General features: G+C 60.5%; 18 protein-coding genes. 11 read left to right on the top strand and 7 right to left on the bottom strand.

The window, feature by feature from the left end:
- Positions 1-3: 3 nt before the first annotated feature.
- Together BSF44_RS14990 and BSF44_RS14985 are read right to left on the bottom strand one after the other, a co-directional pair.
- Entirely contained in the window at positions 4-825 is an 822-nt protein-coding gene (locus tag BSF44_RS14990) for an HpcH/HpaI aldolase/citrate lyase family protein (protein WP_218194553.1), read from the bottom strand.
- A gap of 356 nt (positions 826-1,181) precedes the next feature.
- The gene (locus tag BSF44_RS14985; protein WP_095944153.1) at positions 1,182-2,462 is read right to left on the bottom strand and encodes a serine/threonine transporter; all 1,281 of its coding nucleotides are present in this window, start codon (positions 2,460-2,462) and stop codon (positions 1,182-1,184) included.
- A 375-nt stretch (positions 2,463-2,837) separates the two neighbouring features.
- Here BSF44_RS14985 and BSF44_RS14980 point away from each other — a divergent pair, with 375 nt between their 5' ends.
- The 5 genes from BSF44_RS14980 to BSF44_RS14960 all read left to right on the top strand — a co-directional run bounded on the left by BSF44_RS14980 (position 2,838) and on the right by BSF44_RS14960 (position 6,865).
- On the top strand, positions 2,838-3,221 hold the full coding sequence (locus BSF44_RS14980) for a tautomerase family protein (protein ID WP_095944152.1): 384 nt from the start codon (positions 2,838-2,840) through the stop codon (positions 3,219-3,221).
- Positions 3,222-3,249: 28 nt separating this feature from the next.
- Positions 3,250-3,891, top strand: coding sequence for a TetR/AcrR family transcriptional regulator (locus tag BSF44_RS14975; RefSeq protein WP_095944151.1), 642 nt, complete (start codon positions 3,250-3,252; stop codon positions 3,889-3,891).
- Positions 3,882-4,847, top strand: a complete 966-nt coding sequence (locus BSF44_RS14970; protein ID WP_095944150.1) for a 2-hydroxyacid dehydrogenase — start codon at positions 3,882-3,884, stop codon at positions 4,845-4,847. Before BSF44_RS14975 ends, BSF44_RS14970 begins: the two co-directional genes overlap by 10 nt.
- Before the next feature lie 145 nt (positions 4,848-4,992).
- A complete protein-coding gene (locus tag BSF44_RS14965) occupies positions 4,993-6,060 on the top strand; it encodes a phosphotransferase family protein (RefSeq protein WP_095944149.1) in 1,068 nt (355 codons plus the stop codon).
- A 37-nt stretch (positions 6,061-6,097) separates the two neighbouring features.
- Complete coding sequence (locus tag BSF44_RS14960; RefSeq protein WP_007976320.1) at positions 6,098-6,865, top strand: SDR family oxidoreductase; 768 nt, start codon at positions 6,098-6,100, stop codon at positions 6,863-6,865.
- Positions 6,866-6,993: 128 nt separating this feature from the next.
- Here BSF44_RS14960 and BSF44_RS30335 read toward each other — a convergent pair whose 3' ends face one another.
- The 4 genes from BSF44_RS30335 to BSF44_RS14945 form a co-directional block, all read right to left on the bottom strand.
- The gene (locus BSF44_RS30335; RefSeq protein WP_172435354.1) at positions 6,994-7,215 is read right to left on the bottom strand and encodes a hypothetical protein; all 222 of its coding nucleotides are present in this window, start codon (positions 7,213-7,215) and stop codon (positions 6,994-6,996) included.
- A 219-nt stretch (positions 7,216-7,434) separates the two neighbouring features.
- Entirely contained in the window at positions 7,435-8,076 is a 642-nt protein-coding gene (locus BSF44_RS14955) for a LuxR C-terminal-related transcriptional regulator (RefSeq protein WP_095944148.1), read from the bottom strand.
- A gap of 139 nt (positions 8,077-8,215) precedes the next feature.
- Positions 8,216-9,499, bottom strand: a complete 1,284-nt coding sequence (locus BSF44_RS14950) for a Zn-dependent hydrolase (RefSeq protein WP_095944147.1) — start codon at positions 9,497-9,499, stop codon at positions 8,216-8,218.
- A 141-nt stretch (positions 9,500-9,640) separates the two neighbouring features.
- Complete coding sequence (locus BSF44_RS14945) at positions 9,641-11,125, bottom strand: NCS1 family nucleobase:cation symporter-1 (protein ID WP_095944146.1); 1,485 nt, start codon at positions 11,123-11,125, stop codon at positions 9,641-9,643.
- A gap of 540 nt (positions 11,126-11,665) precedes the next feature.
- Here BSF44_RS14945 and hydA point away from each other — a divergent pair.
- The 3 genes from hydA (at position 11,666) to preA (ending at position 15,903) form a co-directional block, all read left to right on the top strand.
- Entirely contained in the window at positions 11,666-13,105 is a 1,440-nt protein-coding gene (hydA, locus tag BSF44_RS14940; RefSeq protein WP_095944145.1) for a dihydropyrimidinase, read from the top strand.
- A 155-nt stretch (positions 13,106-13,260) separates the two neighbouring features.
- Positions 13,261-14,628, top strand: coding sequence for an NAD(P)-dependent oxidoreductase (locus BSF44_RS14935; RefSeq protein ID WP_095944144.1), 1,368 nt, complete (start codon positions 13,261-13,263; stop codon positions 14,626-14,628).
- A complete protein-coding gene (gene preA / locus BSF44_RS14930; protein WP_095944143.1) occupies positions 14,629-15,903 on the top strand; it encodes an NAD-dependent dihydropyrimidine dehydrogenase subunit PreA in 1,275 nt (424 codons plus the stop codon).
- Positions 15,904-16,017: 114 nt separating this feature from the next.
- Here preA and BSF44_RS14925 read toward each other — a convergent pair whose 3' ends face one another.
- A complete protein-coding gene (locus tag BSF44_RS14925) occupies positions 16,018-16,638 on the bottom strand; it encodes a TetR/AcrR family transcriptional regulator (RefSeq protein WP_095944142.1) in 621 nt (206 codons plus the stop codon).
- Between the two features lie 212 nt (positions 16,639-16,850).
- Between BSF44_RS14925 and BSF44_RS14920 the strand changes: the two genes are divergently transcribed.
- The 3 genes from BSF44_RS14920 (at position 16,851) to BSF44_RS14910 (ending at position 20,183) form a co-directional block, all read left to right on the top strand.
- Positions 16,851-18,146 carry an OprD family porin gene (locus tag BSF44_RS14920; protein ID WP_172435353.1) on the top strand — a complete coding sequence of 432 codons (1,296 nt, stop codon included), beginning with the start codon at positions 16,851-16,853 and terminating at the stop codon, positions 18,144-18,146.
- Between the two features lie 272 nt (positions 18,147-18,418).
- Complete coding sequence (locus tag BSF44_RS14915) at positions 18,419-19,243, top strand: NAD(P)-dependent oxidoreductase (RefSeq protein WP_095944141.1); 825 nt, start codon at positions 18,419-18,421, stop codon at positions 19,241-19,243.
- Between the two features lie 52 nt (positions 19,244-19,295).
- Positions 19,296-20,183: an SMP-30/gluconolactonase/LRE family protein gene (locus BSF44_RS14910; RefSeq protein ID WP_095944140.1), complete on the top strand. Its 888-nt coding sequence runs from the start codon at positions 19,296-19,298 to the stop codon at positions 20,181-20,183.
- Positions 20,184-20,253 lie beyond the last annotated feature (70 nt).

Below are 20,253 nucleotides of genomic sequence, written 5' to 3'. Positions count from 1 at the left end.
TATTCATCGAAACTTTTCGATGATCAGGCGGGTATTATTTTTTGGATCAAGTGCGTCCAAGGCGTCCATCGCGCCCTTGGTCAGCCACCCAACATCAGAGTGCAGCGCGATGAAGGTCACACCTTTCTCCCGGTATTGGCGTGCCTCTTCCACCGACGTTGCAAAGATGCCTACGGCCTTGGAGTGCATGCGCGCCCCCATCAACACCTTCTCGACTGCGGCCTTGACCTTGTCATGCCTGGTTTGCCCCAGTAGCCCCATGCTTGCCGACAAATCCGCCGTGCCGATGAACAGACAGTCGACACCCTCGACTTGAGCGATAGCGTCGACGTTCGCCACCCCTTCCACTGACTCAATCAGGACAATGGCGCACGCCTGGTTGTTTGCGGATTTGACATAGCGGCTGTCCATTCCATACGCCCCCGCCCTGACCATTCCAGCGACGCCTCTGACACCCCCTACATCGTGTAGCGGGAATAACATCGATGCCACGGCGGCTCGCGCGTCAGCCGCACTGTTGACGTTCGGGAAGACAATGGTCTGCGCCCCACAATCCATAGCGCGCTTGACCAGAGATGGATCGTTGGCGGTGACTCGCACGGCACCGGCCGCTCTTGCCCCTTTAAAGGCGGCCGCGTCAATGGCTCTCAGTTGAGCCGCAAGATCCTGGGTATCGCTGGGGCCGTGCTCAGCGTCAATGACCACCCAATCAAAACCGCAATGGGCAATCAGTTCGGCGACGGCTGGGCTTGCGAGCGTCAGCCAGCAACCTACGGTCGGTGTAGCGCTTTTTAAACACTGCTTGATTGGATTTACGAGGTGCACGGCAGGCCTCCTGACATCGTGATGCGGCGCTAACGGATGGCTCATGTTAGGCAGATGTCAGGGGTATTTTTTGCGCATTTTCGTTATCAGGAACGATGTGTAGCAGAACATTCATTCCGTTTTGTTCGTTTCCTCAAAATCTTCATGCTGATATCAAAAAAAGTTTGTTAGATGTACGCCGACTGGATCGTCCGCTGATACGCGCCAAGAGGCTTTCAATTCCCCGACACGCCCAATGAGTTCAATTAAACGTTGTATTGGCCATAAAAAAACGCCGCTCCTGGTCGCAAGAGCGGCGTTTTTTTTATGGGAGGAACCCGGCTCGCGAAAGCCTGTTCACTCCTTCACAGGGAAACTCAGGCCAGTAACGAATAGATCAACGCCGTGATCGCCACCAGGCCCACCGCCGTCACGAAGACGTTGGACGCCTGACCGCGATAGCGTGCCATCGCTGGCACCTTGCGGATGGCGTACATCGGCATCAGGAACAGGATCGCCGCGATCACCGGGCCGCCCAGGGTTTCGATCATGCCGAGGATGCTCGGGTTCAGCGTGGCGACGATCCAGCACACCACCAGCATGAAGGCGGCGGTCATGCGGTCCAGGGCCTTGGCGGACGGACGCTTGCCGCTCTTGACGATCAGCCCCTTGAGGCCTTCGCTGGCGCCGATGTAGTGCCCCAGGAACGACTTGGAAATGGCCACGAAAGCAATCAACGGTGCCGCGAAGGCGATGGTCGGATTGCTGAAGTGGTTGGCCAGGTACGACAGGATCGACAGATTCTGCGCCTTGGCTTCGGCCAGTTGCGCTGGTGACAGGGTCAGCACGCAACTGAAGACGAAGAACAGCACCATCACCACCATCAGCAGGTGGGCGCGGGACAGGATCTGTGAGCTGCGCTCCTCGGCATGCTCACCGTAGCGACGCTTCTGGTCCACGGCGAACGCCGAGATGATCGGCGAGTGGTTGAACGAGAACACCATCACCGGAATCGCCAGCCACAGGGTATGCAACAGCGCCGATGGCGCCGGCACGCTGCTCGCGGTGGCGAGGATGCCGCCGTTCCAGTGGGGAACCAGGTACACCGCCAGAAACAGCAGTGCGACGATGAACGGGTAGACCATCAGGCTCATGGCCTTGACGATCAGTTGCTCACCGCAACGCACCACCGCCAGCAGGCCGAGGATCAGCACCAGCGACAGCACGGCGCGCGGCGGCGGCGTGATGTGCAGTTGATGCTCCATGAAGCTGCCGACCGTGTTGGTCAGGGCCACGCTGTAGATCAGCAGGATCGGGAAAATCGCGAAGAAATACAGCAAGGTAATCAGTGCGCCGGCCTTGATGCCGAAATGCTCTTCCACCACTTCAGTGATGTCGGCGCCTTCGCGACCGGACAGCACGAAACGGGTCAGCCCGCGGTGTGCGTAGAACGTCATCGGGAACGCCAGCAATGCCAGGATCAGCAGCGGCCAGAAACCGCCCAGGCCTGCGTTGATCGGCAAAAACAGGGTTCCGGCACCAATCGCCGTGCCAAACAGGCCCAGCATCCAGGTGGTGTCCTGGCGATTCCAGCTCGACAGCGTCGCGGGTGTCGCTTCTACATAGCGTTCGTTAACGCTATTGGCCTGATCATTCATCCGGTGGGATCTCCACATTCCGGTCACTTGCCACCCGGCCAGGACGCGTCGGAATACCCGACAGGCGGCGTCCGGCCGAAACAGGGGCGCGATTCTGGAGGATTAGTGAGCAGAAGCAAAGACTTAGGTGAGGAACGGCGGTACCAGATAGACGAAAGTCCCCTGTGGGAGCGAGCCTGCTCGCGATGGGTGCGGTACATCCACCATTTGTTTGACTGACACACCGCTTTCGCGAGCAGGCTCGCTCCCACAGGGAACTGCGGTGATTTCGTTATTTACGGCACCTGTACTTCATCGCCAAAGCGCAATGCGCGCTTGATAAAGGTCTACCATCATGTATTTTTAATCAATCCGCATTCCTTCTGGAGTCTGCCCATGCCACTGGTTCGCGTCGACATCAAAAAACACCGGGACCCCACCCACGCCAAACGCATCGGGCAACTGATCTATGCCGCCATGCGCGGCACCATCGGCGTGCCGCAGAACGATAATTTCCAGATCCTCGCCGAACACGATGAGCAGCATTTCATCTTTGATCCCGGTTACCTGGGCATCAACCGCACGGACCAGTTGGTAGTGATCCAGATCACCATGAGCGAAGGCAGGACCGTCGAGCAGAAAAAACTCCTCTACAAAACCATCGCCGAAAGCCTTAACGCAGAGCTGGCCGTGCGCCTGGAGGACGTTTTCATCAATCTGGTGGAAGTGAAAAAAGAGAACTGGTCGTTCGGCAACGGGATTGCCCAATACGCCCTCTGATATTCAACCTGCAAACCGAGAATGACCCATGCCCCGAGTTTCCCGTAAACAAGCCGACCTCAACCGCGAAACTATCGTCGATGCCGCCACCCGGCTGTTTCGCGAGCGCGGCTTGCACGGGATCAGCGTGGTCGATGTGATGGCTGCCGCGGGCCTGACTCACGGCGGTTTCTACGGGCACTTCGAATCCAGGGAAGCCCTGGCGCAAGAGGCCAGTGGCCGGGCTTTCGAGCAGGCCGCGCAACGCTGGCTGGGGCGGGTGGCCGAGCAAGACAGCAAGGACGCCGCCCGCCGTGCCGTGGTCGAAACCTACCTGTCCAGCGAAAGCCGGGACAATCCGGGCGACAGCTGCCCGGTGGTCGCCTTTGCCGGGGACATGTGCCATGAGGCCGCCGAGAGCGGCTTGCGCCAAACCTATCTGCTGGGCCTGAACAACCTGCTCGATTCCCTCGGCTCGCTGCTGGACGCAGAGGACGAAGCCGGCAAACGGCAGCAGGCGCTGGTGCAATACTCACTGATGTTCGGAGCGCTGATGCTGTCCCGGGCCACCCGCGGCGATCCGCTGTCGGATGAAATCCTCGAAGCTGCCCGGGCCGTCCTCACGCCGTCGAAACAAAGCGACGTTCGAGCCGAATTTTCGATACCCACAGGGAGCCCAGCATGCCTGTAACCGTTCTGGTACTGGTTGAAACCATCAATGATTACCTGCCTATTCTCGAGCATCAGGGTTTTCACCTGATCCTGGCCCCGACGCCCGCCGAGCGCGCCGAAGCCATCGCCCGCCACACCGGGCAGATCGACGCCGTCCTCACCCGTGGCCCGTTGGGGCTGTATGCCGATGAAATCGCCGCGCTGCCCAACCTCAAGATCATCTGCGTGATCGGCGCCGGCTATGAACACGTCGACCTGCAGGCCGCCGCCAACCGGGGCATCACCGTCACCAATGGTGCCGGAGTCAACGCCTCGTCCGTCGCCGACCATGCCATGGCACTGCTGCTGTCGCTGGTGCGCGACATACCTCGCTGTGATGCCGCCGTACGACGCGGCGAGTGGCCGAAGATCATGCGCCCTTCCCTGGCCGGCAAACGCCTGGGCATCCTCGGCCTCGGCGCGGTCGGCATGGCCATCGCCAAACGCGCCGGCGCCGGTTTCGACATGGACATTTGCTACCACAATCGCCAGCGTCGCAGCGATGTGTCCTACACCTTCTGCTCGACGCCGACGGAACTGGCGCGGGCCTCGGACTTCCTGATCGTCGCCACGCCCGGCGGCCCGGCCACCCGGCAACTGATCAATCGCCAGGTGCTCGACGCGTTGGGCCCCAAGGGGTTTATCGTCAATATCGCCCGGGCCAGCGTGATCGCCACTGCAGACCTGATCAGCGCCCTGGAGCAACGCCGGATCGCCGGTGCAGCACTGGATGTGTTCGACGCCGAACCGAAGGTGCCGGATGCACTCAAGACCCTGAGCAACGTGATCCTCACCCCCCATGTCGCCGGGCTGTCCCCGGAAGCGACCCAGGGCACCGTCGAACTGGTAGGCAAGAACCTCGTGGCGTTTTTCTCCGGCCAACCGGTGTTGACGCCCATCGAACTGCCGTCGGCCGAGAGCCAGCTCGCCCATTGAGCGGCGATTCAAACAGCTGTATCAAAAACAATGATTGGCCGGCAACACGCTCACCTATAAGAGCCGTTTGCGGTTGTGGGGGCGCCGTGTGCGCATTAGATTAGCCAATAGTTCAAGGCCTCCAGAATAAGCAGAAGGGATAAGCATGGCGCTTAACGACCAGTCCACCCGTATTCGCACCGGCGAAGAGCTCGATGCCAGCCTGATCGATCCGTACCTCAAGGCGCACATTCCGGGGCTCAGCGGCTTGCCACGGATCAGCCAGTTTCCGGGCGGTGCTTCAAACCTCACCTACTTGCTGGAATACCCCGAACAGGAATTCGTCCTGCGTCGTCCGCCCTTCGGCCACAGGGCCAAGTCGGCCCACGACATGGGCCGTGAATTCCGCATCCTCAATCAACTGCGCGACGGCTTTCCTTACTGCCCGAAAGCCTACGTGCACTGCACCGACGAATCGGTGATCGGTGCCGAGTTCTATGTCATGGAACGGGTCAACGGCATCATCCTGCGCTCGGACCTGCCGCCGGAACTGGGCCTGGATTCGGCGAAAACCGAAGCCCTGTGCAAGAGCTTCATCGACAAGTTCGTGGAACTGCACCGCGTCGACTACAACGCCTACGGCCTGGGTGACCTCGGCAAACCCGAAGGCTACGTGGCGCGGCAAATCAAAGGCTGGAGCGATCGCTACGAAAAGGCCCTGACCCCCGATGCGCCGCAATGGGACGTGGTCAAGGCTTGGCTCAACGACAAGATGCCGGCCGACCATCCGACCTCCAGCATCGTGCACAACGACTACCGCTTCGACAACGTGATCCTCGACCCGAACAACCCGATGCAGATCATCGGCGTGCTCGACTGGGAACTGACCACCCTCGGCGACCCGTTGATGGACCTGGGCAACACCCTCGCCTACTGGATCGAAGCCGATGATCCGGCGCCGGTGCAGATGATGCGCCGCCAGCCGAGCCATGCGCCGGGCATGCTGACCCGCCGCGAGTTCGTCGATTACTACGCCGAACGCTCGGGCATCCGCATCGATAATTTCGACTTCTACTACACCTACGGCCTGTTCCGCCTGGCCGGTATCGTGCAGCAGATCTACTACCGCTTCTACCATGGCCAGACCCAGGACAAACGCTTCGCGCAGTTCATTCACATGAACAAGCTGCTGGAGCAGATGAGCTTGCAGGTCATTTCGAAATCCAGCCTCTGATCAGCGTCATCACAAGGCTTCATAACAAGGGAATCCCATGTCCAAGACTCAGTTGTTCGACCTCGACGGCAAGATCGCTTTCGTCTCCGGCGCCAGCCGTGGCATCGGTGAAGCCATCGCCAAACTGCTGGCCCAGCAAGGCGCCCACGTGATCGTGTCGAGCCGCAAGCTCGAAGGCTGCCAGCACGTCGCCGACGCCATCATCGCCGCCGGCGGCAAGGCCACCGCCATCGCCTGCCACATCGGTGAAATGGAACAGATCAGCCAGGTCTTCGCCGGCATCAAGGAACAGTTCGGCCGCCTGGACATCCTGGTCAACAACGCCGCGACCAACCCGCAGTTCTGCAACGTACTGGACACCGACCTCAGCGCCTTCCAGAAAACCGTCGACGTGAACATCCGCGGCTACTTCTTCATGTCGGTCGAAGCCGGCAAGCTGATGCGCGAAAACGGCGGCGGCAGCATCATCAACGTGGCCTCGATCAACGGTGTTTCGCCGGGCATCTTCCAGGGCATCTACTCGGTGACCAAGGCGGCGGTGATCAACATGACCAAAGTCTTCGCCAAGGAATGCGCGCAGTTCGGGATTCGCTGCAATGCCTTGCTGCCGGGCCTGACCGACACCAAGTTCGCCTCGGCACTGGTGAAAAACGAAGCCATCCTGAACACCGCGTTGCAACAGATCCCGCTCAAGCGCGTGGCTGACCCGAGCGAAATGGCCGGCGCAGTGTTGTACCTGGCCAGCGATGCTTCGAGCTACACCACCGGCGTTTCGCTGAATGTGGATGGCGGGTTCCTGTCCTGATCGTCTGAACAGCACAAGTCCCTGTGGGAGCGAGCCTACTCGCGAAAGCGGTGTATCAGTCGACATTGATGTTGAATGTGACGCCGTCATCGCGAGCAGGCTCGCTCCTACAGAGTGATGCCCCGGATTTACTGCGTGACGCAACGCGTCGTGGTGGTGACGCGGGTCACCTGCCCTTCTTCGCCCCGCACATCGCCCAGGACATCGGTTTTATCCATGGCCTGGCAGGTGCGTTCAGGAGGCGGGGGAGTGATCGCTGGAGGTGGCGGCGGACTGGCACAGCCGCCGAGGATCGCCACGCACAATGCCAGCGACAAGGGTGAGATAACGCGTTTCCCAAGAGTTTTCATAGGTTGACCCGCGATAGTGATAGACACATTTTTTGTGACAACAAAACCGGCGTGCAAAGTCCATGCACCTGTCAAAAAAATAAATATCTGCGAATCACTTATAGCCCATCCGTGGCAGCACCCGTAAAAGCTGACAGTTCTTACATCGCCGGATCAGGCCGTTGCCGGGAATTGCCGCCCAGTTCGTAACGCTGATCTTCGATCCAGTGCACCTGCACCTTAACACTGCCCCTTGGGCCGCCATTCACTGGAAAACAGTCCCCGCTCCCGCGCCCAGACAATCGCCCCGCTGCGACTGTGCACATCGAGCTTGGAATACACCGTCGCCACATGGTTGCGCACCGTGTTCGGCGCCAGTTTCAGGCGCGCGGCGATGTCCTTGTCGGCCAGACCTTCGCAGATCAGGCCCAGCACATCGAGCTCACGGGCGGTCAGTTGCCCGCTGCTGGCCCGGTCGGTGACATCGTCCATGATCAACACCAGCGATTCCGGCTTGCCACGACTGTCAACCAATACCAGGCTGCGCACGCGATGGACCCAGCTACGCTCTTTGTCCCGCGCCGATGTCACCTCCACCAGCACATCGCTGAACGTCTCGCCACGGGCCACCCGATTGATCGGGTAGCTGTCGGCCGGCACTAGGTGATTGTTGCGATAACGCAGGGCGAAGCGTTTGACATAGGCCTTGGCGTTGCTGCCCAGATCGCTGATGTGCGCTGCACCGTGCATGACCAGCGCTGCGTCATTGGCCCACAGGATGCGCTGATCGGGGGCCAGCAAAATCACTCCGTCGGACAGGCCGGCGATGATCGTCTGCAACTGGCGGCGATTGGCTTGCGTGGTCGGGACGTCCTGGCTCATAGCGTCTCCACACGTAGGGTGACCCTGTGAAGAGTACGACCGCCGGAGTTTTGGTTAGTGCAACGAGCCTTGTGGAATCTCCATCGTTTTCAGGGTGCGTTGTGACGTGCGCTGAAAATTTTAGCGCACGTCCCTCGGCTCAGGCCGCCAGTTCGCCCTTCGCCACCGCCGCCGAAGCCGCCAGCATCGCCCGCAACAGCACCGCACACCCGGCCGCCAGGTCATCCGGCGCGGCGTTTTCGATTTCGTTGTGGCTGATGCCGCCTTCACACGGTACGAAGATCATCCCGGCCGGGCCGAGCTCGGCGAGGAAGATCGCGTCGTGGCCTGCGCCGCTGACAATGTCCATGTGCGACAGGCCCAGGCCTTGGGCGGCCCCGCGCACGGCTTCGACGCAGCCTTTGTCGAAGTACAGCGGCGGGAAGTCGGCCGTTGGCGTGAGTTCAAAGGTCAGGCCGTGTTCTTCGCAGGTGGTTTCGATGACCTCGCGCACTTCGGCGATCATCGAATCCAGGCGCGCCGGTTCCAGGTGCCGGAAGTCCAGGGTCATGCGCACTTCGCCAGGGATGACGTTGCGCGAGCCGGGATAGGCTTGCAGGCAGCCGACGGTGCCGCAGGCATGGGGTTGATGGCTGAGGGCGGCGCGGTTGAGCGCACCGACGATCACCGCGGCGCCGACCAGGGCGTCCTTGCGCAGGTGCATCGGGGTCGGGCCGGCGTGGGCTTCGACGCCGCGCAGCTTGAGGTCGAACCATTTCTGCCCGAGGGCGCCCATGACCACGCCGATGGTCTTGCGTTCGTCTTCCAGGATCGGGCCTTGCTCGATGTGGGCTTCAAAGTAGGCACCGACTTTGTGGCCGGTAACCTGACGCGGACCGGCGTAACCGATGGCGTTCAACGCTTGCCCTACGGTCACGCCCTCGGCATCGACCTTGGCCAGGGTTTCCTCGAGGGTGAATTTTTCCGCGAACACGCCCGAACCCATCATGCACGGGGCGAAGCGCGAGCCTTCTTCGTTGGTCCACACCACCACTTCCAGCGGCGCTTCGGTCTCGATGTCGAGGTCATTGAGGGTGCGCAGCACTTCGACGCCCGCCAGCACACCGAAGCAGCCATCGAACTTTCCGCCAGTGGGCTGGGTGTCGATGTGGCTGCCGGTCATCACCGGTGGCAGGTCAGGATTGCGCCCGGGACGCCGGGCGAAAATATTGCCGACGGCGTCGATGCTGACGGTACAGCCGGCATCGATACACCATTTGACGAAGATGTCCCGGGCCTGGCGATCAAGGTCGGTCAGGGCCAGGCGACACACGCCGCCCTTGACCGTGGCCCCGAGCCTGGCCAGTTCCATGAGCGATTGCCACAGGCGGTCGCGGTTAATGTGCTGATGGCTGGACTGCAGAACGTCTACGGCCGCGTTCATGATGATCTCCTCAGGCTGTTCTTGTGTGTTTCTTCAGGCGGATTTTTGGTGATTTTGAAGCCCTCATCGCGAGCAGGCTCGCTCCTGCATTTGGAATGCATTCCCCTGTAGGAGCGAGCCTGCTCGCGATGGGGCCAGTCATCACACCGCAGATTTCGCAACAGACGGGCTGGGCCGCATCACACTCAACCCATAATAAATAACCCCACCCAGCGCCGAGCCGGTGAACCAGCCATAACTGTAGAACCAGCTGAATGCATCGCTGCCCAGGGACAGCAACGTCAGCACCACCGGCACGCCAAACGCGATGAACCCGCTCCAGTTCCACGCCGGATACACGTCATCGCGGTACAGGCCGGCAAGGTCCAGTTGCTGTTTCTTGATCAGGAAATAGTCCACCACCATGATCCCGGCAATCGGCCCCAGCAGGCTGGAATAACCGAGCAACCAGTTGGAATAGACAGTTTCGAGACTGACGTCCGAGACGATCAGGCCAAGTTTTTTCAGCAGTTCATGGGCCATCAACCCCAACCCCACCAGCCCGGTCAGGATCACCGCTTTGGTGCGGTTGATCGCCTTGGGCGCGATGTTCTGGAAGTCATTGGTTGGCGACACGATGTTGGCCGCGGTATTGGTCGACAGCGTGGCGATGATGATCAGCGCCATGGCCAGTGCGACCCACACCGGGCTCTGGATATGACCGATCAGGGTCACCGGATCGGACACCGTCACCCCCACCAGTTTCACCGAGGCCGCGGTCATCACCACGCCGAGGGAGGCAAACAGGAACATGGTCAACGGCAGGCCAATGATCTGCCCGACAATCTGGTCTTTCTGGCTTTTTGCGTAGCGACTGAAGTCCGGAATGTTCAGTGACAGCGTGGCCCAGAAGCCGACCATCGCCGTCAGCCCGGCGGCGAAGTAGCTGGCCACGCCGGCGCCTTCGGGACGCTTGGCCGGAATTGCCAGCAATTCGTTCATCGACACGTTGGGCATGGCCCAGACCAGCAGGCCTGCGCCCACCAGCACCAACAGCGGAGCAGACAGGGTTTCCAGCCATTTGATCGACTCGGCGCCGCGAATCACCACCCACAGGTTCAGCGCCCAGAACACCATGAAGCCGATGACCTCGCCGGTGCCGCCCAGGGATTTCCAGCCCTCGAACACCGAGCCGAGGAACAGGTGAATCGCCAGCCCGCCGAACATGGTCTGGATGCCGAACCAGCCACACGCCACCAGGGCACGGATCAGGCACGGAATGTTGGAGCCGAGCACGCCGAAGGACGAGCGCAGCAACACCGGAAAGGGAATGCCGTACTTGGTGCCGGGAAAAGCGTTCAGGGTCAGGGGAATCAGCACGATGATGTTGGCGAACAGAATCGCCAGCAGCGCTTCACCGACGGTCAGGCCGAAGTACGCGGTCAGTACCCCGCCGAGGGTGTAGGTCGGCACGCAGATCGCCATGCCCACCCACAGCGCGGTGATGTGCCATTTGTTCCAGGTGCGTTCGTGCACCTTGGTCGGTGCGATGTCGTGGTTGTAACGGGGACTGTCAAGGACATCGCTGCCGGCTTCGAGCTCGAACAAGCCGTCGCGCTCGGTCACTTGCGATCTGATCTGTTGCATGGCCGCTCCACTGTTCTTTTGATTATTGTTGCTCATCAGGGTCTGGCGACATCAATAAACGTGCCGTGTACCCCGATCAAGCATCGGGCAGTTCCATAAACACATTGCAACCCACTGATGTTTATCAGTTTTATTCGCTGACTCGACTATTTGTCAGGCCACTCAGGCCGAATGCCAGGCAAGTTGTCCGAACAGTCAGGACTCAAACTGGTGCGTTGATCTTTTTTCAATGGCTGCGCATCAACCATAGACCATACTCAAACAGCTGATTTCACATAGGAAATCTTGACTATTTTTCGATCCTGTCAAGTGCGTCAAAATGGTGAGCGGCCTCACCATTTTGGTGATTCTTGAATTTAATCGTTAAATATCAATTAGTTGATAACTGTATAAGCTTATAAAAAATATTCTTGCCGATTCGGATAACTGCAGCTAGCGTTTAATCCTGACAGCGCTGACAGGAATCAATCTGTCCGGGCTGTTTTTATATAGAACATCTAGAACCGGCATAAGCCGGTCATTGCCTGCGAGGAACTCGGAATGTCTCTGTTGATCCGTGGCGCCACCGTTATTACCCATGATGAAAGTTATCGCGCCGATGTGTATTGCGCAGACGGCGTGATCAAGGCCATCGGCGAAAATCTCGATGTTCCTGCTGGCGCCGAAGTGCTCGACGGCAGCGGCCAATACCTGATGCCCGGCGGCATCGATCCGCACACCCACATGCAGCTGCCGTTCATGGGCACCGTGGCCAGCGAAGACTTTTTCAGCGGCACGGCGGCGGGACTGGCCGGCGGCACCACGTCGATCATCGACTTCGTGATTCCCAATCCGCAGCAATCCTTGCTCGAAGCCTTCCATCAGTGGCGCGGCTGGGCCGAGAAGTCGGCGTCGGACTATGGCTTTCACGTCGCCATCACCTGGTGGAGCGAACAGGTCCGCGAGGAAATGGCCGAGCTGGTCAGCCAGCACGGCGTCAACAGCTTCAAGCATTTCATGGCCTACAAGAACGCGATCATGGCCGCCGACGACACCCTGGTGGCGAGTTTCGAACGTTGCCTGGAACTGGGCGCGGTGCCGACCGTTCACGCGGAAAACGGTGAACTGGTGTATCACCTGCAACGCAAGTTGATGGCCCAGGGCATCACCGGGCCGGAAGCGCATCCCCTGTCGCGCCCTTCCCAGGTTGAAGGCGAGGCCGCGAGCCGGGCGATCCGCATCGCCGAAACCCTGGGCACGCCGCTGTACCTGGTCCACGTCTCGACCAAGGAAGCACTGGACGAAATCACCTACGCCCGGGGCAAGGGCCAGCCGGTCTACGGCGAAGTGCTGGCCGGGCACCTGCTGCTGGACGACAGCGTCTACCGCGATCCGGACTGGCAGACCGCCGCCGGGTACGTGATGAGCCCACCGTTCCGTCCTCGCGGCCATCAAGAGGCGCTCTGGCATGGCCTGCAATCGGGCAACCTGCACACCACCGCCACCGACCACTGTTGCTTCTGCTCCGAGCAGAAGGCCGCGGGGCGCGACGACTTCAGCAAGATCCCCAACGGCACCGCCGGCATCGAAGACCGCATGGCGGTGTTGTGGGATGAAGGGGTGAACAGTGGACGCTTTTCGATGCAGCAATTCGTCGCGCTGACGTCCACCAACACGGCGAAGATCTTCAATCTCTACCCACGCAAGGGCGCGATTCGTGTGGGCGCCGATGCCGACCTGGTGCTGTGGGACCCGCAAGGCACGCGGACCATTTCCGCCAAGACCCACCATCAGCAGGTGGACTTCAACATCTTCGAAGGCAAGACCGTGCGCGGCGTGCCCAGCCACACCATCAGCCAGGGCCATGTGGTCTGGGCCGACGGCGACCTGCGGGCCGAACGCGGCGCCGGGCGCTACATCGAACGGCCGGCGTACCCGGCGGTGTTTGATTTGCTGAGCAAGCGGGCTGAGTTGAATCAGCCGGTTGCCGTGAAACGCTGAAATCGAGGCCTACGGCCATCGCGAGCAGGCTCGCTCCCACATTTGAAATGCATTCCCCTGTGGGAGCGAGCCTGCTCGCGAAGAGGCCGGTACAGACAACACAAAAACAATGCCCATTCAGAGGCAGCACCTCAAATAACCGTGAGGCCAAAACCGTGATCAAGACCCTGGACCACCTCCCGCATCCCCAAGAGCATGCGGCCGCCCTCGCCAGCCACTTCACCGATCTGGCGCCACCGCTCAACGAGCGCCAGGCGCACCTGGAAGCCTCGCGCTGCCTGTATTGCTACGATGCGCCCTGCGTGAATGCCTGTCCGAGCGAGATCGACATTCCCTCGTTCATCCGCAACATTGCACAGGACAATGTGCAAGGCGCCGCGCAGAAAATCCTCTCGGCCAACATCCTCGGCGGCAGTTGCGCACGGGTTTGCCCGACGGAAATCCTTTGCCAGCAAGCCTGCGTGCGCAACAACGCTCACGAATGTGCGCCGGTGATGATCGGCCTGTTGCAACGCTACGCCGTGGACAACGCCCACTTCAGCACTCACCCCTTCCAGCGTGCTGCCGCCACCGGCAAACGCATCGCCGTGGTGGGTGCCGGTCCGGCAGGTTTGTCCTGCGCCCACCGCAGCGCCATGCACGGGCATGACGTGGTGATCTTCGAGGCACGGGAAAAGGCTGGCGGCCTTAACGAGTACGGGATCGCCAAATACAAACTGGTGGATGACTATGCGCAAAAGGAACTCGACTTCCTGCTGGAAATCGGCGGCATCGAAATCCGCCATGGGCACAAGCTCGGGGAGAACCTGACCCTCAGCGAATTGCATCAACAGTTCGATGCGGTATTCCTCGGTCTCGGGCTCAATGCCAGCAAACAGCTGGGCCTGGCCCACGAAGACGCACCGGGCCTGCTCGCCGCCACCGACTACATCCGCGAACTGCGCCAGGCCGATGACCTGAGCCAACTGCCCCTGGCCGATCACTGCATTGTCCTCGGCGCAGGCAACACCGCCATCGACATGGCGGTGCAAATGGCCCGCCTCGGCGCCCGTGATGTGAATCTGGTGTACCGCCGTGGCATCGAGGACATGGGCGCCACCCATCACGAGCAGGAGATTGCCAAGGCCAATCAGGTGCGGCTGATGACCTGGGCTCAACCCGAAGAAGTGCTGCTCGATGACCAAGGCCGTGTGCGCGGCATGCGTTTCGCCCGTACACATCTGGTTGACGGTCGTCTGCAAACCACCGGTGAAACCTTCGAACTGGCCGCCGACGCGATCTTCAAGGCCATCGGCCAGGCCTTCGAAGGCAGCGCCCTCAGCGATCCGCTGGCCCGTGAGCTCAAGCGCCAAGGCGAACGGATTGAAGTCGATGAAAACCTGCGCACCAGCATCCCCGGCGTGTATGCCGGCGGCGACTGCACCAGCCTCGATCAAGACCTCACCGTACAAGCCGTGCAGCATGGCAAGCGCGCCGCCGAGGCGATCAATGCTCAACTGATGCTCAACGTGGAGGCTGCGTAAATGGCCGATCTGTCGATTGTCTTCGCCGGCATCAAAGCACCCAACCCATTCTGGCTGGCCTCCGCGCCGCCGACCGACAAGGCCTACAACGTGGTCCGCGCCTTCGAGGCCGGCTGGGGTGGCGTGGTCTGGAAAACCCTGGGGGAAGACCCGGCAGCGGTGAACGTGTCGTCGCGTTACTCGGCGCACTTCGGGGCTAACCGGGAGGTACTGGGCTTTAACAACATCGAGCTGATCACCGACCGCTCGCTGGAGATCAACCTGCGGGAAATCACCCAGGTCAAAAAGGACTGGCCGGACCGTGCGCTGATCGTGTCCTTGATGGTGCCCTGCGTCGAAGAATCCTGGAAACACATCCTGCCGCTGGTAGAGGCCACCGGCGCCGACGGCATCGAGCTGAACTTCGGTTGTCCCCACGGCATGCCGGAGCGCGGCATGGGCGCGGCGGTCGGCCAGGTGCCGGAATACGTGGAACAGGTCACCCGCTGGTGCAAGACATATTGCTCGTTGCCGGTGATCGTCAAGCTCACGCCGAACATCACCGACATCCGCGTCGCCGCCCGCGCCGCCCACCGTGGCGGTGCCGATGCGGTGTCGTTGATCAACACCATCAACTCGATCACCAGCGTCAACCTCGAACGCATGGTCGCCAACCCCATGGTCGGCAGCCAAAGCACCCACGGTGGTTACTGCGGCTCGGCGGTCAAGCCGATTGCCTTGAACATGGTCGCCGAAATCGCCCGCGACCCGCAGACCCAGGGCCTGCCGATCAGCGGCATCGGTGGCATCGGCAACTGGCGCGACGCCGCTGAATTCATCGCCCTGGGCAGTGGCTCTGTACAGGTGTGCACGGCGGCGATGCTGCATGGCTTCCGGATTGTCGAAGACATGAAGGACGGTTTGTCACGCTGGATGGACAGTCAGGGCTACGCCAGCATTTCGCAGTTTACCGGCCGCGCGGTGGGCAACACCACGGACTGGAAGTACCTGGACATCAACTACCAGGTGATCGCGAAGATTGATCAGGAGGCGTGCATCGGTTGCGGTCGTTGCCATATCGCCTGTGAGGACACCTCGCACCAGGCCGTGGCCAGCCTCAAGCAAGCGGACGGCACTCACACGTATCAAGTGATCGATGAGGAATGCGTGGGCTGCAACCTGTGCCAGATCACCTGTCCGGTGCAGGACTGTATCGAGATGGTGCCGGTGGAGACCGGCAAGCCGTTCCTGGACTGGAATCATGATCCGAGGAATCCGTATCACGTCAGCCCTTGAGGTCAGCAGCGCCTGAACTGACGCCATCGCGAGCAGGCTCGCTCCCACATTGGATTGCATTTCAATGTGGGAGCGAGCCTGCTCGCGATGAGGCCCGCAGCAACAACAAAAATCTCAAGGCTCCAGCCCAATCCCCCGCAAAATCACACTGGTCACCGTCTGCACCGCTTTCTCGAACTGCATGTCCGACAGTGGCTGATGATCATTGAGAATGTTCACCTGGTGATCGAAGTCGGCATAGTGCTGGGTCGAGGCCCAGATCATGTACAGCAGGCTCGAGGGCTCCACCGGCAGGATGCGTTTGTCCTCCACCCACTGGCGGATTTTCGCTTCCTTCATCTTGGCCCAGTCGTACAGGCTCGCGTCCAGCGCTGCGCCGAGGGTCGGCGCGCCATGGATGATTTCGTTGGCCCAGACTTTCGAGCCATACGGCCGGCTGCGGGAATGGTTCATCTTGGCGCGGATGTAGCTGCTGAGCACCACACGCGGGTCGTCGAACATCTCGAAGCACAGCGCGTCCTGCTTCCAGACTTCCAGCAGGTCGAACAGCACGGCGCTGTACAACTCGGTCTTGGTGCTGAAGTAATAGTGCAGGTTGGAACGCGGCAGTTGCACCTCGGCGGCGATGTCGGCCATGGCGGTGCTGCCGAAGCCCTTTTCAGCGAAGACCTTTTCCGCCCCCAGCAGGATTTTTTCGACGTTACTGCGACGAATCTCGATCTTGTGATTGCCCATGCGGATCCCCGACAACAACGTTGAGCAAGACTAGCATCCGCTCTAGCTCGCGGCGACAGGGTCAAACCAAACATTTCACTCCCCCGCCTCCCGGACAAGTCATCGTATAACTTCCGATTGACAACACTGAAACGGCCTGTAAATAATCGCCGCCAATGTTGTACGACGACGTATGACAAACAATAAAAACAAAAAAGAAAGGGAGCGTCACAGTGAGCAAGCTCGCCCGCAATTCGTCCATCCGTCGTTCACGGCCTATCCTCACCCGTCGCCATTCACTGAGCCTGATCGGCTGCAGCGGCCTGGCCCTCGTCCTGCCCATCACCTGCCAGGCCGAAGGTTTCACCGACGACGCCAAGGCCACGCTGAATCTGCGCAACGCCTACATCAACCGCAACTACACCAACCCGGCCTACCCCCAGGGCAAGGCTGAAGAGTGGACGCAGAACTTCATTCTCGATGCCCGCTCCGGGTTCACCCAGGGCACCGTGGGTTTTGGTGTCGATGTACTGGGCCTGTACTCGCAGAAGCTCGATGGCGGCAAAGGCACTGGTGGCACGCAGCTGTTGCCGATCCACGACGACGGCCGCCCCGCCGACAATTTCGGCCGGCTCGGCGTGGCGCTCAAAGGCAAGATCTCGAAAACCGAATTGAAGGTCGGTGAATGGATGCCGGTGCTGCCGATCCTGCGTTCCGACGATGGCCGCTCGCTGCCGCAGACCTTCCAGGGCGCTCAGGTGACCTCCACCGAAATCAGCGGCCTGACGCTCTATGGCGGTCAATTCCAGAAAAACAGCCCGCGTAACGACGCGAGCATGGAAGACATGTTCATGAACGGCAAAGCGGCGTTCACCTCGGACCGTTTCAACTTCGGCGGCGGTGAATATGCCTTCAACGAAAAACGCACGCAGGTCGGCGTCTGGTACTCGGAACTCCGTGACATCTATCAGCAGCAATACTTCAACCTGACCCACAGCCAGCCCCTCGGCGACTGGACCCTGGGCGCCAACCTGGGCTACTTCATCGGCAAGGAAGACGGCAGCGCGCTGGCCGGTGATCTCGACAACAAGACCGCGTTCGCCCTGCTCTCGGCCAAGTACGGCGGCAACACCTTCTACGTCGGCCTGCAAAAACTCACCGGCGACGACGTCTGGATGCGGGTCAACGGCACCAGCGGCGGCACCCTGGCCAACGACAGCTACAACTCCAGCTATGACAACGCCCAAGAGAAATCCTGGCAGGTGCGCCACGACTACAACTTCGCCGCCCTGGGTGTTCCGGGCCTGACCCTGATGAACCGCTACATCAGCGGCGACAATGTGCACACCGGGAAAATTACCGACGGTGAAGAATGGGGTCGCGAATCGGAGCTGGCCTACACCGTGCAGAGTGGTGCGCTGAAAAACCTCAACGTGAAATGGCGTAATGCAACTATTCGCAAGAGCTTCAGCACCAACGAGTTTGATGAGAACCGGATTTTCATCAGCTATCCGATTTCGTTGTTGTAATCCGGTGTGAACACGTCCTCCCCCCTGTAGGAGCGAGCCTGCTCGCGATGGTCGCCAACGATAACGCTGGCTGCCTGGCACCCCGCGGTGTTCATGAGTTCTTCGCGAGCAGGCTCGCTCCTACAGGAAAACAGGAAAACAGGAAAATGACCCTCCGTCCCTTTCAACCAAAGTCGCGTTGACAAGAGCCGGAAACCCTAACGATACTTCGTCACAGTCGTACGACAACCTACAACGAATCTAAAAATAATAACCAAGCGCCCAGGATTCCCATGACGACCACTGCAACCGCCCGCACCCCTTTCAATCGCCTGCTGCTGACCGGCGCCGCCGGTGGCCTCGGGAAAGTCCTGCGCGAAAGCCTGCGCCCTTACGCCAATGTGATTCGCCTGTCGGACATCGCCGATATCGCACCTGCCATCGATGATCACGAAGAAGTCGTGCCCTGCGATCTGGCCGACAAGCAAGCGGTGCATCAACTGGTCGAAGGCGTGGACGCGATCCTGCACTTCGGCGGCGTGTCGACCGAGCGCTCGTTCGAAGAGATCCTCGGCGCCAACATCTGCGGCGTGTTCCACATCTACGAAGCCGCGCGCCGTCACGGTGTGAAGCGGGTGATTTTCGCCAGTTCCAACCATGTGATCGGCTTCTACAGGCAGGACGAAGTGATCGATGCCCACTCCCCTCGCCGCCCGGACAGTTACTACGGTTTGTCCAAGTCCTACGGCGAAGACATGGCCACCTTCTACTTTGACCGCTATGGCATCGAAACCGTCAGCGTGCGCATCGGCTCGTCGTTCCCGGAACCGCACAACCGCCGGATGATGAGCACCTGGCTGAGCTTCGGCGACCTGACCCAACTGCTCGAGCGTGCCTTGTGCACCCCGAACGTCGGCCACACCGTGGTCTACGGCATGTCCGACAACAAGGACATCTGGTGGGACAACCGCTATGCCACAGCCCTGGGTTTTGCCCCGCGGGACAGCTCCGAAATGTTCCGCGAAAAAATCGAAGCCCAGCCGATGCCGGCCGCCGATGACCCCGCGCGGCTGTATCAGGGCGGCGCCTTCTGCGCAGCCGGCCCGTTCGGCGACTGAACCTTCACGCGTTGCTTGATCCCCACAACAAAAACCAAGGGAATGAGTTGCCATGCTTGCCGAATTGATTGTCGACGCCCGCAACGCGGTCGGTGAAAGCCCGGTCTGGGTACCTCAGGAAAACGCCCTGTACTGGGTGGATATTCCCGCTGGCGCTTTACAACGCTGGAGTGCCGACACCGGGCAAGTGGATGCCTGGACAACCCCGCAGATGCTCGCTTGCATCGCCCGTCACCGTGACGGTGGCTGGGTCGCGGGAATGGAAAGCGGGTTTTTCCGCCTGCATCCGCGCAATGACGGCAGCCTCGATACAAATTTGTTGGCCCACGTCGATCACGCCCGCGACGACATGCGCCTGAACGACGGCCGTTGCGACCGTCAGGGGCGTTTCTGGGCCGGCAGCATGGTGTTGAACATGGGCGCCAACGCCGCCAACGGAACCTTGTATCGCTACAGCGCCGGTCATAGCGGGTCGCTCGAGACCCGACTGAGCGGCTTCATCGTGCCCAACGGCCTGGGCTTCAGTCCGGACGGGCGCACGATGTACCTGTCCGATTCCCACCCGCAGGTCCAGCAGATCTGGGCCTTCGACTACGACATCGACACCGGCACACCTTCGAATCGCCGCCTGTTCGTGGATATGAACCAATACGAAGGTCGCCCCGACGGCGCAGCGGTCGACGCCGATGGCTGCTACTGGATTTGCGCCAACGACGCCGGGCTCATCCACCGCTTTACCCCCGACGGCCGACTCGACCGTTCCCTCGCGGTACCTGTGAAAAAACCCACCATGTGCGCCTTCGGTGGCCCTCGACTGGACACGCTGTTCGTGACCTCGATCCGCCCTGGCGACGACCATGACCCGCAATCACTGGCCGGTGGCGTGTTCGCCCTCGACCCCGGCGTCAAAGGTTTACCCGAAACCCTGTTCAACGACTGACTTTCTCGAAAGAAAAGCGCTCCTGCCGGATCGCTGTGCCTTGAATAAAAACAACAACAAAACTGGAGAC

Origin of the sequence: Pseudomonas sp. ACN8 (assembly GCF_002303925.1) — a bacterium.
GTDB lineage: Bacteria > Pseudomonadota > Gammaproteobacteria > Pseudomonadales > Pseudomonadaceae > Aquipseudomonas.
Note: the sequence above shows the minus strand (reverse complement) of the source record. Positions and strands in the feature narration are given on the sequence as shown.

Excerpts from the sequence above, each read along its gene's own strand:
- BSF44_RS14960 (WP_007976320.1), top strand. The coding sequence starts at position 6,098 with ATGTCCAAGACTCAGTTGTTCGACCTCGACGGCAAGATCGCTTTCGTC.
- BSF44_RS14945 (WP_095944146.1), bottom strand. The coding sequence starts at position 11,125 with ATGCAACAGATCAGATCGCAAGTGACCGAGCGCGACGGCTTGTTCGAG.
- BSF44_RS14925 (WP_095944142.1), bottom strand. The coding sequence starts at position 16,638 with ATGGGCAATCACAAGATCGAGATTCGTCGCAGTAACGTCGAAAAAATC.
- BSF44_RS14980 (WP_095944152.1), top strand. The coding sequence starts at position 2,838 with ATGCCACTGGTTCGCGTCGACATCAAAAAACACCGGGACCCCACCCAC.
- preA (WP_095944143.1), top strand. The coding sequence starts at position 14,629 with ATGGCCGATCTGTCGATTGTCTTCGCCGGCATCAAAGCACCCAACCCA.
- BSF44_RS14910 (WP_095944140.1), top strand. The coding sequence starts at position 19,296 with ATGCTTGCCGAATTGATTGTCGACGCCCGCAACGCGGTCGGTGAAAGC.
- BSF44_RS14985 (WP_095944153.1), bottom strand. The coding sequence starts at position 2,462 with ATGAATGATCAGGCCAATAGCGTTAACGAACGCTATGTAGAAGCGACA.
- BSF44_RS14965 (WP_095944149.1), top strand. The coding sequence starts at position 4,993 with ATGGCGCTTAACGACCAGTCCACCCGTATTCGCACCGGCGAAGAGCTC.
- BSF44_RS14950 (WP_095944147.1), bottom strand. The coding sequence starts at position 9,499 with ATGAACGCGGCCGTAGACGTTCTGCAGTCCAGCCATCAGCACATTAAC.
- BSF44_RS14975 (WP_095944151.1), top strand. The coding sequence starts at position 3,250 with ATGCCCCGAGTTTCCCGTAAACAAGCCGACCTCAACCGCGAAACTATC.
- BSF44_RS14915 (WP_095944141.1), top strand. The coding sequence starts at position 18,419 with ATGACGACCACTGCAACCGCCCGCACCCCTTTCAATCGCCTGCTGCTG.
- BSF44_RS30335 (WP_172435354.1), bottom strand. The coding sequence starts at position 7,215 with ATGAAAACTCTTGGGAAACGCGTTATCTCACCCTTGTCGCTGGCATTG.
- hydA (WP_095944145.1), top strand. The coding sequence starts at position 11,666 with ATGTCTCTGTTGATCCGTGGCGCCACCGTTATTACCCATGATGAAAGT.
- BSF44_RS14970 (WP_095944150.1), top strand. The coding sequence starts at position 3,882 with ATGCCTGTAACCGTTCTGGTACTGGTTGAAACCATCAATGATTACCTG.
- BSF44_RS14955 (WP_095944148.1), bottom strand. The coding sequence starts at position 8,076 with ATGAGCCAGGACGTCCCGACCACGCAAGCCAATCGCCGCCAGTTGCAG.